The following is a 15,009-nucleotide window of genomic DNA, read 5'->3' on the forward strand; positions in this document are numbered from 1 at the left end:
TCGTCGGCCGGAATTTCCCCATATTTAGCTTTGCGGCACCGGCCATCTTTTAAGGGCTTCCATTCCAAGCTCGGTCAGCGCGTAAATGCCGCGGTCGATGCGCTCGAACCAACCATAGACGTTATCTCTCAGGATTTGCGGGGCCTTCGGTGCTGCTTCGCGCATGTCCTTGGGGCGCTGCACCCCGTTTTCGAGCGCCGCCGCGCAGACCAGAGCCTGTTGCCGATAGGCCGTCATGATCGGTTTGCGCGTGCTGCCGCCAAGGGCCGGGTCACCCTTGCGCCGGCGATGTTCCTCAACAAGGCGTGATCTGCGCCGCGCATTTTTGCGGGGCATCGGCGCGACGGGGCTGACGACGATATCGACGACATCGCTGTCCGATACCGTCAGCATGCCAAAACCCAGCCGGCGGCAAAGGTCGCGGAAGCGGCGATCACTCTCCCGTCCCTTGCCCTTTACCGAGACTCGGGCGGCGATCCAGACTTCATCGCTGGCAGCAGCGCGATCGACGGCCTGCAGGATCAGTTCGAGATTGAAACTCATCTTCAACTCGCAAATGACGACGACGGGCGGCTCGCCATCATTCAGCCCCACGAGATCACAGCCGCCGATCTCGCCTTTCACGGCGTAGCCGGCCGCTTCGAGAAATGACTTGATCGGAAGATATAGCGCCGTTTCCAAATCCGCCTCCGGGCTTTTCACATCCGGATGAGGTTTAGCCGATTCGGTTAACCAGAAGGTCGATAGAGGTGAGAAGGCGGTTTTTGCTGTGAGACCGATTATCGCGAGCGAATGAAAAGAGACCGATAGTGCGGGCCCTTTTCCATTCACGATTGGCTCAGGCCTTGAAATCCAGCTTGACGTCGCATGTGCCTATCGAGGCTGGTAGCAGCGGCTTGCGGATGCGCTGACCGAACTGCCGCTTGAAGCCGAAGATGTTGCCGATCAGGCTCTTGGTATAGAGGCCGGGACCGCTGGAATAGATGCGCCAGCCGCCATCGACGGCAATATCGCCCGCCTTGACGCGCGCCCATTCCGACGAAGCCCGATAGCGGTCGTCGAAGGCCGCGTCGCTGCTGCTGAAATAGGTATTGCGTTGGCGGAGCGCCGCATGCTCGACGCGGCCGCTGACTGCGATCGGATTGGCGAGCGCGAGGGCTGCCCACACAGCTTCTGCATCGTCGTCGAGCGCCAACGCCTCGCAGTAGCGCAGATGCGCATGCACATACATGAGCCCGATCTCGCGGCCGAAGAAGGATGAGGATTCGGCGCGGCGGAACAGCTTTTCCGGGCCGCCGGAATAGGTCGCCGGCTTTTCCATCAACCGCACGCCATCCGGGAAGAGCAGGTTCTCGCGGATGATCTTCATGTGGGCATGGCGCTGATCCCTGGTGAACAGGCCGCCGATCATCGGCTGGGTCATTGCGATCAGCGAATAGTGCAGACCGGTTCTGGTATCCTCAGGATGCAGCAGCAATTCGACGCCGTCATGGCTCGGATCGAAGACGCCGTAGCCGGCGACGATGCCGTCGCGCATCAGCAGCCGGTTGAAATCGGCGCGCATGGCGACGGCCGTTGCTTGAAGCGACTGGGCCTCCTCGTTACGGCTGGCAAGGGTCAGGATGTTGGCGTAGCGCACCAGCTGTTCGTACAGCAGTGAAACGGTCCAGCTGCTGACCATCCAATCTCGCAGATGCGGATCAGCCGGCTGCAGGCTGTCGTTCCAGTCGCCCTCGCCATAGCGGATGAGGCTCGTGCCGGGCACGAAGCGGCTGCGCACGGTGTCCAGCAGCTTTTCGATATGATCGGAGATCGTTGCGCGCTCCGAAGTGAGCTGCATGCTGTCGTCGGCGCGCCATGGCACTGTTTCGGCAAGGAAGGCGATGTCGCCGGTTGCCTCGATGTAATCGCAGAGCGCCTTTAGCGGCCAGACGACGATATCGCCATGCGCTTCGCCGGCGCGGATATTGGCGTAGGGCTCCAGCATGAACCATTGCGGCCAGTCGCCACGGTCCCGATACTGCTCGGAAAAGAGCGTGCTGAGGATCTGCCGGGCCTCTTCATCATGCTCATAGGCGAGCAGGAATTCGATCGGCCCCTGGCAAACGTCACGCGTTCCCCAGGCAGCACCCGTATATTGCTCCAGCCCGTGCGGCACGCTCAGATGCACGATCGCATCATGCGCGATCCAGGGCAGCATGACGGCCTGTGCCGCCACATCGCGGCCATCGCCTTCAATGCGTGCGTCTCGGGTCACATGGCTCCAGAAGCGCTGCGCCGGCGCCAGCATCTCCTCGCTTTCGACACCGGCGCTGTAGCGTGCAGCGAGCGCTTCCGCGGCTTCCGGATCGGTCATCGATCCTGTGACGGCAAAGCGCAATTCCTTGGCCGGATGCGATTTCAGGGCGATGAACGGGCCGTTGCGGGCTGCGCCGTCGCTATAGAGCAGCTCATCGCCGCCGACTGTCTCGAAAGCATCGGGCGTTGAGGTCACGAGATGGTAGCCGGCCTTCGGATAGCGATCCCACAGCCACGACGGCTGCGGGCGGAAGGAGATGCGCTTGGCCGCTGCGTCGACCGCGATATTGGCAACCGCTTCATAGTCGCGCTCGCCGAGCACGATATGGCCGAATACGAGGAAGCGGCAGGCGGTTCCTTCGACCGATACGCTCCATTGCATGGCCGGATCATCGCCCGAAGCGATGGCCGACACGGTGATGGTTCGGCCGGAAAGCCGGTAGATCCAGCCGGTATCGCTAAGGCCCATCTCGAAGGCTGCCGGCACGCCGAGCAGGCGCCAGCCATCGCCGAGATCGACGAGGATGCGCAGGCCGCTTGATCGCGTCAGATTGTATGGATCGCGCGAGACGGAGAACAGCTTGTGGAAGGATGTGTTGCCGATGGTCAACTGCGCGGCAAAAATGCCCTGCATCCAGCAGGTGGCGGCCAGCGTCTGGTCGTCGAGCAGCATGTTTTGCCCGCTGCGGACGATGGCGCCGTGACGGCGAGCCACCAGTTGCTCCTTCTCGCGGAGCACGACATGCCTGTTGTGCGGCCCATCCGGGACGAAGAAGGAGATCAGCTTTCCGTCGGCATACTCTTCCAGCATACGCTTGGGGTAGAGGGCGTCGATCGTCGCCTGATCGAGGCTGTCGCTCTCGGCAAGAGGCGCCTCTTGTACGAGGCTTCGCGCAGGCTGCGCGGCGGTAATGGTGTCCATTGCCAATTCGCCTTGAAGCTTCGGCAAGCCGTTGAGATGGGCTAGATCGGCATCGCTGGAAGCGGCCGGATGATTGGCAATGAAGAGGCCGAAGAAGGTCGTCGTAGCTATCGCAGCCGGCGCGAGTGAAAGCGGCTTTGACTGGATTGCCGGGCAGGCGACCTCGTGCTGGCGACGTGCGCTCGGCAGGCTGGTGCCGAAGTCCTGCACCATGACGCCGTCATTGCCCTTGGAGGGCACGAGGAGCTGGATTGCATCGGTCGCGTAAGCCGCCGTGCCTTCGAGGCAGCCCTGCGCGAGCCACGGATTTCGGCCGCCACCCTGCTTGAGGTTCTGCCGGTTCATGATGACAGGACCGAAGGCGGCGTGGCTGGCAATGTGATGATCGATATATTGCGAGGCATAGGCTTCGCTGTTCATCAGGAAGCCGCGATCGCCAAGGCCGACATCCTGAACGAGGACGAGATCGGCCGAAAGCGCCGCATTGGTGCTGTTTTCCAGTGAGACCTGCCAGAACCATGCGGTCTGGCTCGGATGCAGCCGCAGGCTGACCGTGTGCCTTACGCCGGCCGTCTCGCCGCTCCAGGAAAAGCCGCTGCCGCTATGGCCGAACTGTACCGCAGCCTTCGGACCGACGATTTCAGCCGTTGCCGGCTTGGTGCCGCCGACGCGCAGGTAGAGCCGGCCGATGCCGCCGTAAACAGGCGAACCGAGCACCTGATTGATCATGATCCCGCCCTGCTGGTCGGCGAAATCTAACGAGAACAGCGTGCCGTTCGGCAAAGCCGAAGCGGAAAGACCGGCACTGTTGCCAAGCGTGATAAGACCGAGTTCTTCGCGACGGGGCGTTTGAAAGCTGCGATTGGCGTCGGAGGACATAAGCGGTGTCTCGCTGATTCATGGATCGGATTTGGTGCACTAGATCATAAGGCGACGCCCGATCATAGGAGGCAATTCGCCATTCATCCGCGCAATCTTTCGTGACGATTTACAAGCGATACCTACCCCGATCCGGCGCGATGCGCCGGATATCTCGAGAAAAGCGCGCTTCAAGTTCAGTGATGCGGAGGCTCGGCAACCTGATTGGCCGTGCGAAGGACGGTCGACAGATCGGCGTCTTCGAAAGCTTCCTTGGAGATGCCTTTCACCTTGAACGTCCTGCTTTCGCCGGGGGCGAGATTGACCAGCATGTCGTCGACTTCGGCATTCGGGCTGACGCGATCGACGAACAGGCAGACATCGCGCAAAAGCGACTGCGCGGTGATGGTGACAGCGATCCCTTCCGGCGTCTGGACGCTCTCAATGTCGAAGCGCGGCTTCGGATATTGCAGCTTCATATCTTTCTCGAAGAACCACCAGGCTTCGGCATCGCCAAGGCGGGCGCGCAAAAATTCCCGTCTGGGATCACCGGGCGTCGCAATGTCGCTTGGGATCTCGATATCGGTATTTTCGAAGCGATCGCACAGGATGCGCCAGACGTGGTGGCGGGCAAGCACCGTGCCGTTGAAGTCGAAGCGTTCGACGGTGAAGGGCACACGCCAGAACAGGGTTGCGTCATTGACGGCAACGGCGGCAAGTCCATCGCCGCGCGGCTGGATGGTGAGGAGATGCGGTGCATAGCTGTGGCGCAGCGCATACCAGAGCGGCTTCTTCCTGCCGGCGCCATCGACTGCTGCCCAGGAGGTGACGGGCCAGCAATCGTTGAGCTGCCAGACGATGGTGCCCATGCAGGTCGGCCGATGCGAGCGCATGTGATCGATGCCGTAGCTGATCGCGCGTGCTTGATTGAGCTGTGTGACAAAGAGCCAATCGTCGAAATTTCGCGGATGTGGGAACCAACCTTCCAGGCCCTGCAGCAGCTTGTCGTTGCCGCTGGTCGCTTTCTGATGATGCAGTACGCCCGGCGAGGCCGGCGCACGGTCTTTCTCGCGAACGGATTGGGCAAGCGTCGCAAAGGTCGGCGGCGCCTGCCATCCGAATTCGGAGCAGAAGCGCGGGATATAGTTGCGGTAGGTCTCGTAGCCCACCTCGTTCCAGACGTCCCAGATGTGCTTGCAGCCATGTTCGTCTGCGTTCGGCGCGATCTCCATGGAGCCGGAATAGGGGCTGCCCGCCCAATAAGGACGCATCGGATCGATCTCGGCGACCAGCTTCGGCAGGAGATCGAGATAGTAGCCGGCGCCCCAGGGGCGGTTGCCGAGCACATCCTGCCAGCCCCAGTCGAAATAGCCCCAGATATTCTCGTTGTTGCCGTTCCAGATGACCAGCGAGGCGTAGGGCATGAGCCTTGTGATCGCTTCGCGCGCTTCCGCCTCGATTTCGCTATAGACCGGTTCTTCTTCGGGATACGTGGCGCAGGCAAACAGAAAGTCCTGCCAGACCATGATGCCGGCGGCGTCGCATTCCTCGTAGAACGTATCGGTCTCGTAGATGCCGCCGCCCCAGACGCGCAGCATATTCATATTGGCGTCGCGGGCCTGGGCAATCCTGTCGCGGTAGCGCTCGCGGGTCACGCGCGGCAGGAAGCAATCGTCGGGGATCCAGTTGGCGCCGCGGGCAAAGACAGGCACGTCGTTGACGACGAGCGTGAAGGCCGAGCCGATCTCATCCGGCGTCGTATCCAGCCGCACGGAGCGGAAGCCCACGCGGCGCTTCCAGCCGTCGAGTGCCGCACCGTCCGAGCCGAGCAGCTGCAAATCGAGATCGTAAAGCGGCTGGCCACCCATCCCATGCGGCCACCAGACCTGCGGATTATCGATGCGGCATTCGATCAGCGCGTGAGTTTCGCCCTGCGCCACGCGAACTTCAGCGCGCTTGCCGCCGATAGACAAGAAGAGCGCCACGCTGTCGGTGCCTGTCTCCGCCCATTCGATCTCGACATGCAGGCGGGCAACGCCCTGGCTACCTTGCAGCGTGATTTCCGGGCGGATGGTGCCGAGGCGCGCTTTCGACCAACTCTCGATGGTAATCGGCTTCCAGATGCCTGAGGTGACGACCGACGGCCCCCAGTCCCAGCCGAAATTGCAGGCCATCTTGCGGATGAGATTGCTCGGGCCGGGATAATTTTGGGGGATATCGGCGGCGCTGCCGAGCTGCTTGCGCACGTCCTCGCCATGCTCGTAGGCCGATTGGAAATCGACGATCAGTTCGTTGCGGCCGCTTTTGAGGTGGTCGCCGATGTCGAAGCGATAGCTGCGGTGCATGTTGCGCGTTTCGCCGAGCACATTGCCGTTCAGCTCCAGGCGCGCTGCCGTATCGAGGCCTAGGCATGAGAGATCGATGCGCTCGGCGTCCTCGTCGTCCCAATCGAACGCCAGACGATAGCGCCAGGCCGAGCGACCGATCCAATCCTGCGAGATCTCGTTGACGTCGAGATAGGGATCGGTGATCAGTTGCGCCGCCATCAGGTCGAGATGCACGTTGCCGGGGACCGCTGCAGGGATGGTGTTGGGCAGGGCCGGTGCGCTGGAGGGCGCGCGAAGGCGCGAGATGGTCCAGCCGGTGTCGAGCGTCTGTCTTTTCATGTCATGTGTCCGTGATGAAATGGATGTCTCAAACAGCCTTTGGCGCGATGAAGAGCAGGCCTGCCTGCAGATGGCGGTTCATGTGGTAGGCGTAGGCGATTCGATCCCGGCGCTTCAGCGCTTTGATGAGATCGCGATGCTGGCCGTGCGCGTGGCCCAACCGATGATCCATCGCCGAGGGCTTCCTCCCGATGTCATCCATCTCCACCACCATCCGTCCTCCACTGCTCGAAGACATATTGTTGGTCAACGAAAGCTGTCAAGCCGACCGGGCGGCGATATCGGAGCGAAAGGTTGTGGTGCTAGTGGGATTTCGAGCGATGCCGAGGATGGCGCGGCCTGCCTTGCAAATGCTCGCTCCTTCTGTCGATACCGCCTTGGGCAGCCTGCTTCTGCCCGCAAATGCCTGTCTTCGTGGCTTCTGTATCAACGACTTCCTCGTGCCTTCAGAAAAATAATAAAAAATAGATCTGTCCTGTCGGAAAGTCGTCTATGCCGACGTCCTTGGGTCAGCCCATCGCAAGGGGCGCCACAAGCAATCTCGTTCGCAAGGAGACGAACATGACTGATGCAGCAGAACAGAAGCAATCCTCCCAGCCCCGCGTGCCGGTTCGCGGCGGCGTGGTGGCCTATCTGACCGTGGATGGCGCGGTCAAGGCGGCCGAATTCTACAAGCGCGCCTTCGGCGCCGAGGAGGCCTTCATGTTTCCGGTCGATGAAAAGGGCCGGACGATGCACATCCATCTCTATATCAACGGCAGCTCGGTCATGCTTGGCGATGCCTATCCCGAATATGGCCACGCATTGGAGAAGCCGCAGTCCTTCGTGATGCAGTTGGTAGTCGAAGACTTCGACGCGTGGTGGAAGCGTGCCGTCGACGCCGGGCTGGAGGTCGTCGTCGAGCCGCAGGTGATGTTCTGGGGCGATCGCTGGGGTCAGATGCGCGATCCCTTCGGGGTCATCTGGGCCATGAACGCGCCCGTCAACGAGTGATGATGGAATGCCCTCGGTGCAGGCTTGTACCGAGGGCATGTTCTGACTGCTATCGCGAGATTTCTATGCCGCGAGCAAGGTCCTCATCAGCGGATGACCGGTGTCCATAAGACCATCCAGCACTGAGAAATGATGTTTGTCCGGCTCGACCACGGCTTCCGTCGCGGCGCCAAGGCCGGTCCAGATATTGGCGAGCAGCGCATTCTGGCGGATGAATTCGGCGCGTTCGGCGCCGCCAACCCAGCAGGTCAGGCGAATGGCGTCGACCGGCTCCAGCAGGGCCGGGCTTTCGGCTCTTGCTTCGGCGTCATCGATACGAAGCTCTTTGTTCATTTTGCGCTTCATGATCGGGCGCAGATCGTGGACACCGGAAATCGCAAGCACGTGACGAATACGCCCAAGGATCATCTCGCCAAGCGGCGACGTCGTCGTCATCATCCGGGCGACGAGCTGACCGCCGGCTGAGTGACCTGTCAGAATGATGGGGCCACCGACCATCTCGGCCGCAGCCGTGATCGCCGCTGCGATCTCCTTGCCGATTCCGCCGATGCGATTTTGCGGGCAAAGCGTGTAGGACGGAATTGCGACTGCATAGCCGGCCGTGACCGAACCCGCCGCCAGATGTGACCAATAGCTTTTATCCAGCTGCAGCCAGTAGCCGCCATGAACGAAGACCACCAAACCTTTCGGCTCCCCTTCGGGCAGAAAAAGGTCGAAGCGATTGCGCTCACCGGGACCATAGGCAAGGTCGAGTTTTGCGCGGCCGGCCGCAGCCATGCTGTCTCGGAAGGATCGAGCCGGCTCGATCCAGGCCTCCGGCCATTGGTCGCCATCGACGATGTAGGCGCTATTGGTATAGGCGCTGTCCCAATCGGTGAGTTTGAAATAGCTCATCTGCAACTCCTCTGGCCGGCGACCGGTAAAACTGGATCAGGTCACCGCCGAGCGAACGGCAAAGCGCTGATCGCGCCAGGATCCGCTGCTCAAAATCTCTTCCAGTACCGAAGCTGCCAGCCATACGTCGCGATAGCTGACATAGAGCGGGGTAAAGCCGAAGCGCAGTGTCGAGGGCGCGCGGAAGTCGCCGATGACGCCGCGCTCGATCAGCGCCTGCATGATCTCATAGCCATTGCTGTGGGTGAAGGAGACCTGGCTGCCGCGTTTCTCGCTGTCACGCGTGGTGTCCAGAACGACGCCATACTGGCCGCATTTCGCTTCGACCAGCCGGATGAAGAGATCGCTGAGCGCTATGCTTTTCTGGCGCAGCGCGTTCATGTCCACTTCGTCCCATATGGAGAGGGCACCCTTCAGCGCTCTTAAGGACAGGATGGGTTGTGTGCCGCAAAGAAAACGCTTGATGCCGGCATCGCCGTCAAAGTTTCGCTCGAAAGCAAAGGGGCGGGCATGGCCCCACCAGCCGCTGAGCGGCTGGGCGATCGATGCGAGATGGCGGCGGGCTGCATAGATGAAGGCCGGAGCGCCGGGGCCGCCATTCAGATATTTATAGGAGCAGCCGACGGCAAAGTCGGCACCCGCGCCGTCGAGATCCACAGGAAGCGCGCCGGCACTGTGGCAAAGATCCCAAATGACCAGTGCTCCGGAGGCCTGGATGCGCTTTGTCAGCGCTGCCATGTCGCGCAACTCGCCGCTCTTGTAGTTGACATGATTGACGAGCACGACGGCGACATTCTCGTCGATCAGTTCCTCGATAGTGTCGGCATCGCGACCTTCGAGACGGAGCGTGACACCCGGACGGGTCGAAGCGACGCCCTCGGCCATATAGAGATCGGTCGGGAAACTATCGCCCTCGGCAACGATAACGTTGCGGCTTGGCCGCATCGTCAGAGCGGCATGAAGCGTCTTGTAGATGTTGATCGACGTCGAGTCGGTCACCACGGTCTGGCCTTCGGCGGCGCCGATCAGCCGGCCGATGCGGTCGCCGAGTTCGAGTGGCAGGTGAAACCATCCGGCGCTGTTCCAACTGCGGATCAGGCCGTTCCCCCATTCCTCCATGGCAGCCTGCCGCACTTCGGCAAAGACTTCGTGTGATGCCGCGCCGAGCGAGTTGCCGTCGAGATAGATGACGCCCGCCGGCAAGGCAAAGCGGCTGCGGAAGGCGCGCAGCGGGTCGGCCTCGTCCATAGCCTCGATGGCTGCGAGATCGGGAAGGCTGTCCATGATGCTGTTGCCTCTTGATTTATTCGCGAATGGTTTCCCGGGCGACTGCCCCGCCGCGGCTGCGGCGGATGCTGGGCAGTGCGAGCATGATGAGCACGAAGAGGCCCGTGGCGAGCTTCAGGTTCGGCGGCGGCATGCCGGCGGCGAGACACAGCGATACCAGCTGATAGTAGATGATCGATCCTACGAATGGGGCCAGCAGCTGTCGCAGCACGGTTTGCTTGCCGGTGAAAGCTTCGCCGATCATGAGGGCAGCAAGGCCGTTGATCAGGATGCCGATACCCATATTGACGTCGGCAAAGCCTTGCGACTGCACCATCAAGGCGCCACTGGCAGCGGAAAAAGCGCTGGCGATACCGACGCCGCCGATGGTGGCAGCCCAGACGTTGATGCCTTGCGCCTCTGCCATATCTGGATTGGAGCCGACGGCGCGCATGGCCGTGCCCTTTTCCGTCTTGAAGTAGAGATTGAGGGCGACCAACACGATGAGCGCGAGCAAGCCTGCAATGACGATCTTGCTTGCGGGAAAGCCTGGCTCGGTAAACGGCACGACGTCGAATACGGTTGGCGAACCGAAGACGGACAGGTTGGACTTGCCCATGATGCCGAGATTGACGCTGTAAAGCATGGTCGACATCAGAATGCCCGCAAGCAGCGTATGAATGCGGAAGCGTAGATGGATGAAGGCCGTGCAGCAGCCGGCGGCGAGGCCGACGACGAAGGCGACGGCAATGGCGAGCGGCGGCGCAACGCCGGCTGCCAGCAATATGCCGCAGACGCAGCCGCCGAGCGGAAACGCGCCTTCACTGGTCAGATCCGGAAAGCTCAGCATCCGGAAGGGAATCATGATGCCGAGGACGACGAAGCTCAGAATGAAGCTCTGCGCCAGCGTCACCGGGATGAGCGAGACGAAGCTCGAAACGGTAGTCTGAATGAAATCCATCATGATGTCAGCTCACCAGCAGCATGCGGTCGGTCTTGACGGCGAAGTGACCGATGAGTTCGGGTACGGTGATGCGCCGCTTGCCTTCGCCGGTAATTTCGAGATGAACGCGCCCGGCATCGAGCATGATGATGCTGTCGCCGAAATCGACGGCGTGCTGCATATTATGCGTCACCATCAAGGTCGTCAGCTTCAGTGCCTCGACGGTGCGAACGGTTGCCTGCATGACGATCTCTGCCGTGCGTGGATCGAGTGCTGCGGTATGTTCGTCGAGCAGCAGCACGTCGGGCGAACCGCCGACCGCCATGATGAGGGACAGCGACTGGCGCTGACCGCCCGAAAGAAGCTCTACCTTGGTATCGATGCGATTTTCCAGGCCGAGGCCGAGAACGGCGAGGCGCTCTTTATAGGCTGCAAGACGGGCGGCGTTCACGCCGGAGCGAAATCTCCTGCTCTTGCCGCGCAGCTCCGCGAGGAGCATGTTCTCGCCAACCGTCATGCTGGCGGCGGTTCCCTTCATCGGATCCTGAAACACGCGGGCAAGGCGCGCGGCGCGCTTGTACACCGGGATGTTCGTAACGTCATTGCCATTGATGAGGATCTGACCGGAATCGAGGCTGAGCGCGCCGGAAATCGCGTTGAGCATGCTGCTCTTGCCTGCGCCGTTCGAGCCGATGACGACGCCGAATTCCCCGGGCTTGAGGGAGAGTGTCAGGCCGTTGAGCGCGACCTTTTCGTCGGGTTGGCCTTTGTAGAAAACCTTGCGCGCGGATTTGATATCCAGCATCCGTGCCTCCCCTGCAGTGTAGGGTTATAAAATGGCGGCGTCCTTGACGCCGCCATGGATCGGGTTGATCCCTCGAAAATGCCGCTTATTACTTCGTGAAGCAATTGCAATCGGCAAGCGAAGCAGGAACTTCGGCGCCGAATGCCTTCAGGACGGCCTTGTTGATCAGCGGCGCATGGTCGGCATAGGCCGGGCGCGCGGGCTTGATCGTCTTGGGATCGGCGCCCTTCAGGATCTGCGCAGCGATCTTACCGGCATTTTCGCCGACCTGTATATAGTTGACGGCGAAGCTTGCCGGCACGACGCCACTGCGAACCGCTGCGTCATCGGAATTGACGATCGGGATCTGCGCCTGACGGGCGGCGGCGGCAACGGCGGGGATTGCCGGCTGCAGCAAGTTGGAGGCGGGCGTGTAGATCACGTCAGCCTTGCCGGCGAGCGAGGCGATGCGCTGCTGGATGTCGTTGACGTTGTCGACGCCGACGGGCACGACTTCGAAGCCGGCGGCGGGAGCCGCTGCCTTGACCTTATCGATCAGGGCGACGTCGTTAGCTTCGCCCGGATTGTAGGGTACACCGATGCGCTTGGCATTCGGAAACAGCTTCTTGGTGAAGGTCAGAATTGCAGAGATGTCCTGCAGGTCGCTCGAGCCGGTGATGCCGACGTCACCCGCATCCCAGGACGGGACCAGCTTGGCGGCGACAGGATCGGTTACAGCGGTAAAGACGATCGGAATGCCGGAGCCGGCAAGCGCCTTCTTGGCGATCTGCGACACGGGCGTCGTGACCGTATACATCAGCTTCGGATGTTCTGCCTGCAGCTTGGCGATCATCTGCGGCACAAGCGAAGCATCGAAGCTCGTATTGCTTTCGGAATAGACGACGTCCTTGCCCTCGACGAAGCCGTTCGCGGCCAGCGCCTTCTTGAAGCCGGCGATCGAGGCGTTCAGCTGCGGATGCTCGCCGAAATTGGCGATTGCGATCTTGATGGGCTCGGCCGATGCAGTAGCGATGCTTGCCATGAAGGCGCCGGCAATCAAGACGCCGGACAGCCATTTGGATGTGGAATTGCGCATGTTTTCCTCCCGGGTGTGTCAAGGAGCCGCGTTCCCTCCGGCTCTCTTGGCGCGGATCATAGCGACTGCAGCAAGCCTGTCAATTTGCGATATATGATATGCACTGCGCCAATCTTTAATATATATTTCCCCGCCACGGCGGTTTTATATATAATCTTAGCCTGAAGATGACGGGGATGAGGATCATGCAGGACAAGGATACGTTGAGCAAGACGGAGGCAGCTTATTTGCTGTTGCGACGCGATATCCTTAATACGAGGCTGAGGCCCGGCGCATCTTTGCGGCTTGGCGCTCTGCGGGATAGCTATGGCCTTGGATGGACGCCGCTTCGCGAGGCGCTGTCACGGCTGGAGGCCGAGAAACTGGTGACGGCCGTGAGCAATCGCGGCTTTGCCGTTGCTCCTGTTTCGCGGGCGGAACTGGAAGACCTGATGCGGGCGCGCATGATCGTCGAAATGCCGTTGCTCCTGGAATCGATCGAAAAGGGCGGCCCGGATTGGGAATCGGCTGTCGTGATAGCTCATTATCGCCTGTCTCGCTGCAAGATCACACCCGATGACGCTTCGGATGAGGTGGCCGACGAATGGGACGAGAAGCATACGGCCTTCCATGCGGCACTCCTGAGTGCGGCGACCTCGCATTGGCTTTTCCGTTTCCAGTCCACCATTAGCGACCAGCTTCGCCGTCATCACCGTTTTCTCGGTCTGACACCGACGCAGCGCGCCGCCGCCGGCCTGAGCCTCGGCTATGAGAAGGCCGCTGCCGCCCTGCAGGACGCGATGGCGATCGAGCATCATACGGCGCTGATGGACGCAGCGCTCGACCGCGATCTCGATCGCGCCAAGGCGCTGATGACCGAACATATTGGCTATTCACTGCAGGTCTATATCCGCTCCGAGGACGAGGTGGACGTGAAGGAAGGGCCGAAGCGGCTTATTGATACGCGACCGTAGGAATGTCGGCGCCTCCGTTCATCGCGGGGTGATGAGCCAAGCGCTCAGGCCCGCGTCGTTTGACGCTTGAGCCAGGCATCCATGCCTTCGGCCGCAGCGCGTCCCGTGGCAAAGCAGGCTGTTAGGAGATAGCCGCCGGTCGGCGCTTCCCAGTCGATCATTTCTCCGGCGACAAATATGCCGGGGAGCTTTTTCAGCATGTAGCTGTCGTCGATTTCGCTCCAGCGGATGCCGCCGCACGACGAGATGGCTTCGGCAATGGGCCTCGGTCTAGACAGTGGAATCGGCAAGGCCTTGATCAGACGAGCGAGGCTTTCCGGATGCGAAAGGGTAGGGGGTTCGGCAAGTTCGCGGACGAGGCCGGCCTTCACGCCCTCGATCCCCGCACCCTTGCGCAGGCGGTTGGAAAGGCTGGCCTTCGGATCCTGTCGGGCCAGATCGCTGGCCAACCGCTCGCCCGTGCGTCCGGGCGCGAGATCAATGACGAGCGCTGCGCTGTTTCCGTTTGCCAGCCGGTCGCGCAAGGCAGCGGCATGCGCATAGACGAGGCTGCCTTCGATGCCGGCTTGCGATATGACGAATTCGCCGGGAAAGGTTCCAGCCTCCGAGGTTGCCGTCACCGCCTTGAGCGGCGCGCCGGCGAAACGGTCTTTGAACGGAGCGCTCCAGGCGACGTCGAAACCGCAATTGGCGGGTTGGAAGGTGGTGACATCGATCGCCTTGTCTCGAAGCCTGTCGACCCAAGCGGCATCCGAACCTAATCGGGGGTAGCTGGCGCCGCCAAGTGCGAGGAGGACAGCGCCATATTCGACGATGCTTTGCCCCTGCGGCGTTTCGAAAATCAGGCGGTCGTCGGCGAAGCCAGACCAGCGGTGCCGCATCATGATGTTCACGCCCCGCGCCTCCAGCCGGGCGAGCCAGGCGCGCAGCAGCGGCGATGCCTTCATGGCCTTCGGAAAGACGCGACCCGACGAACCGATGAAGGTCTCCGTTCCCAATCCGTCGGCCCAGGTTCTGATATCGTTCGGTTTGAAACCATCCAGAGCGGCGCGCAGTCGGCGTGACGCCGCGCCGAAGCGACTGGCGAACAGGTCGAATTCTTCCGAATGGGTAATGTTCAGTCCGGATTTGCCGGCGAGCAGGAATTTACGCGCGACCGTCGGCATACTGTCGTAGACGGTCACTCGGTGGCCTGACGCAGACAAGATTTCTGCCGCCATCAGCCCTGCAGGGCCGCCGCCGATGATTGCGATATGCTTCTCAGCCATGAGCTATCCGGTGTCAGTTCCTCTTCGCTCTCTTGAGCCGGACCGGCGGCGAAAGCAAGGTTGCCGCC

12 protein-coding genes are annotated in these 15,009 nt (G+C 61.4%); 2 read left to right on the plus strand and 10 right to left on the minus strand.

The genetic code is table 11. The features are described 5' to 3' along the window. Nucleotides 1-24 precede the first annotated feature (24 nt). The 4 genes from GA0061102_RS07840 to GA0061102_RS07855 form a co-directional block, all read right to left on the minus strand. Nucleotides 25-681 (minus strand): DUF2161 domain-containing phosphodiesterase, encoded by a 657-nt coding sequence (locus tag GA0061102_RS07840; protein WP_092845606.1) that lies wholly within the window; start codon nucleotides 679-681, stop codon nucleotides 25-27. Nucleotides 682-838: 157 nt separating this feature from the next. Further along, complete coding sequence (locus GA0061102_RS07845) at nucleotides 839-4,099, minus strand: GH36-type glycosyl hydrolase domain-containing protein (protein ID WP_092845608.1); 3,261 nt, start codon at nucleotides 4,097-4,099, stop codon at nucleotides 839-841. A 176-nt stretch (nucleotides 4,100-4,275) separates the two neighbouring features. Next, nucleotides 4,276-6,744, minus strand: coding sequence for a glycoside hydrolase family 2 protein (locus GA0061102_RS07850; protein WP_092845610.1), 2,469 nt, complete (start codon nucleotides 6,742-6,744; stop codon nucleotides 4,276-4,278). A 28-nt stretch (nucleotides 6,745-6,772) separates the two neighbouring features. Next, complete coding sequence (locus GA0061102_RS07855; RefSeq protein WP_092845612.1) at nucleotides 6,773-6,958, minus strand: hypothetical protein; 186 nt, start codon at nucleotides 6,956-6,958, stop codon at nucleotides 6,773-6,775. Nucleotides 6,959-7,305: 347 nt separating this feature from the next. On the opposite strand from GA0061102_RS07855, the gene GA0061102_RS07860 reads away from it, so the two are divergent. Continuing rightward, nucleotides 7,306-7,737 (plus strand): VOC family protein, encoded by a 432-nt coding sequence (locus tag GA0061102_RS07860; RefSeq protein ID WP_092845672.1) that lies wholly within the window; start codon nucleotides 7,306-7,308, stop codon nucleotides 7,735-7,737. Nucleotides 7,738-7,800: 63 nt separating this feature from the next. On the opposite strand, the gene GA0061102_RS07865 is transcribed toward GA0061102_RS07860, so the two are convergent. The 5 genes from GA0061102_RS07865 to GA0061102_RS07885 all read right to left on the minus strand — a co-directional run bounded on the left by GA0061102_RS07865 (nucleotide 7,801) and on the right by GA0061102_RS07885 (nucleotide 12,720). Further along, nucleotides 7,801-8,631: an alpha/beta hydrolase gene (locus GA0061102_RS07865; RefSeq protein ID WP_092845614.1), complete on the minus strand. Its 831-nt coding sequence runs from the start codon at nucleotides 8,629-8,631 to the stop codon at nucleotides 7,801-7,803. A 36-nt stretch (nucleotides 8,632-8,667) separates the two neighbouring features. Next, nucleotides 8,668-9,915, minus strand: a complete 1,248-nt coding sequence (kynU, locus tag GA0061102_RS07870) for a kynureninase (protein WP_092845616.1) — start codon at nucleotides 9,913-9,915, stop codon at nucleotides 8,668-8,670. 19 nt (nucleotides 9,916-9,934) lie between these two features. Continuing rightward, complete coding sequence (locus GA0061102_RS07875; RefSeq protein WP_092845674.1) at nucleotides 9,935-10,858, minus strand: ABC transporter permease; 924 nt, start codon at nucleotides 10,856-10,858, stop codon at nucleotides 9,935-9,937. A 7-nt stretch (nucleotides 10,859-10,865) separates the two neighbouring features. Further along, on the minus strand, nucleotides 10,866-11,645 hold the full coding sequence (locus GA0061102_RS07880) for an ABC transporter ATP-binding protein (protein ID WP_092845618.1): 780 nt from the start codon (nucleotides 11,643-11,645) through the stop codon (nucleotides 10,866-10,868). An 88-nt stretch (nucleotides 11,646-11,733) separates the two neighbouring features. Further along, on the minus strand, nucleotides 11,734-12,720 hold the full coding sequence (locus GA0061102_RS07885; protein WP_092845620.1) for an ABC transporter substrate-binding protein: 987 nt from the start codon (nucleotides 12,718-12,720) through the stop codon (nucleotides 11,734-11,736). A 185-nt stretch (nucleotides 12,721-12,905) separates the two neighbouring features. On the opposite strand from GA0061102_RS07885, the gene GA0061102_RS07890 reads away from it, so the two are divergent. Further along, nucleotides 12,906-13,673 (plus strand): GntR family transcriptional regulator, encoded by a 768-nt coding sequence (locus GA0061102_RS07890; protein ID WP_092845676.1) that lies wholly within the window; start codon nucleotides 12,906-12,908, stop codon nucleotides 13,671-13,673. 44 nt (nucleotides 13,674-13,717) lie between these two features. Here GA0061102_RS07890 and GA0061102_RS07895 read toward each other — a convergent pair whose 3' ends face one another. After that, nucleotides 13,718-14,941, minus strand: a complete 1,224-nt coding sequence (locus GA0061102_RS07895; protein WP_092845622.1) for a TIGR03862 family flavoprotein — start codon at nucleotides 14,939-14,941, stop codon at nucleotides 13,718-13,720. Nucleotides 14,942-15,009 lie beyond the last annotated feature (68 nt).

This window comes from Martinezella miluonensis (genome assembly GCF_900094545.1).
Classification (GTDB): domain Bacteria; phylum Pseudomonadota; class Alphaproteobacteria; order Rhizobiales; family Rhizobiaceae; genus Rhizobium; species Rhizobium miluonense.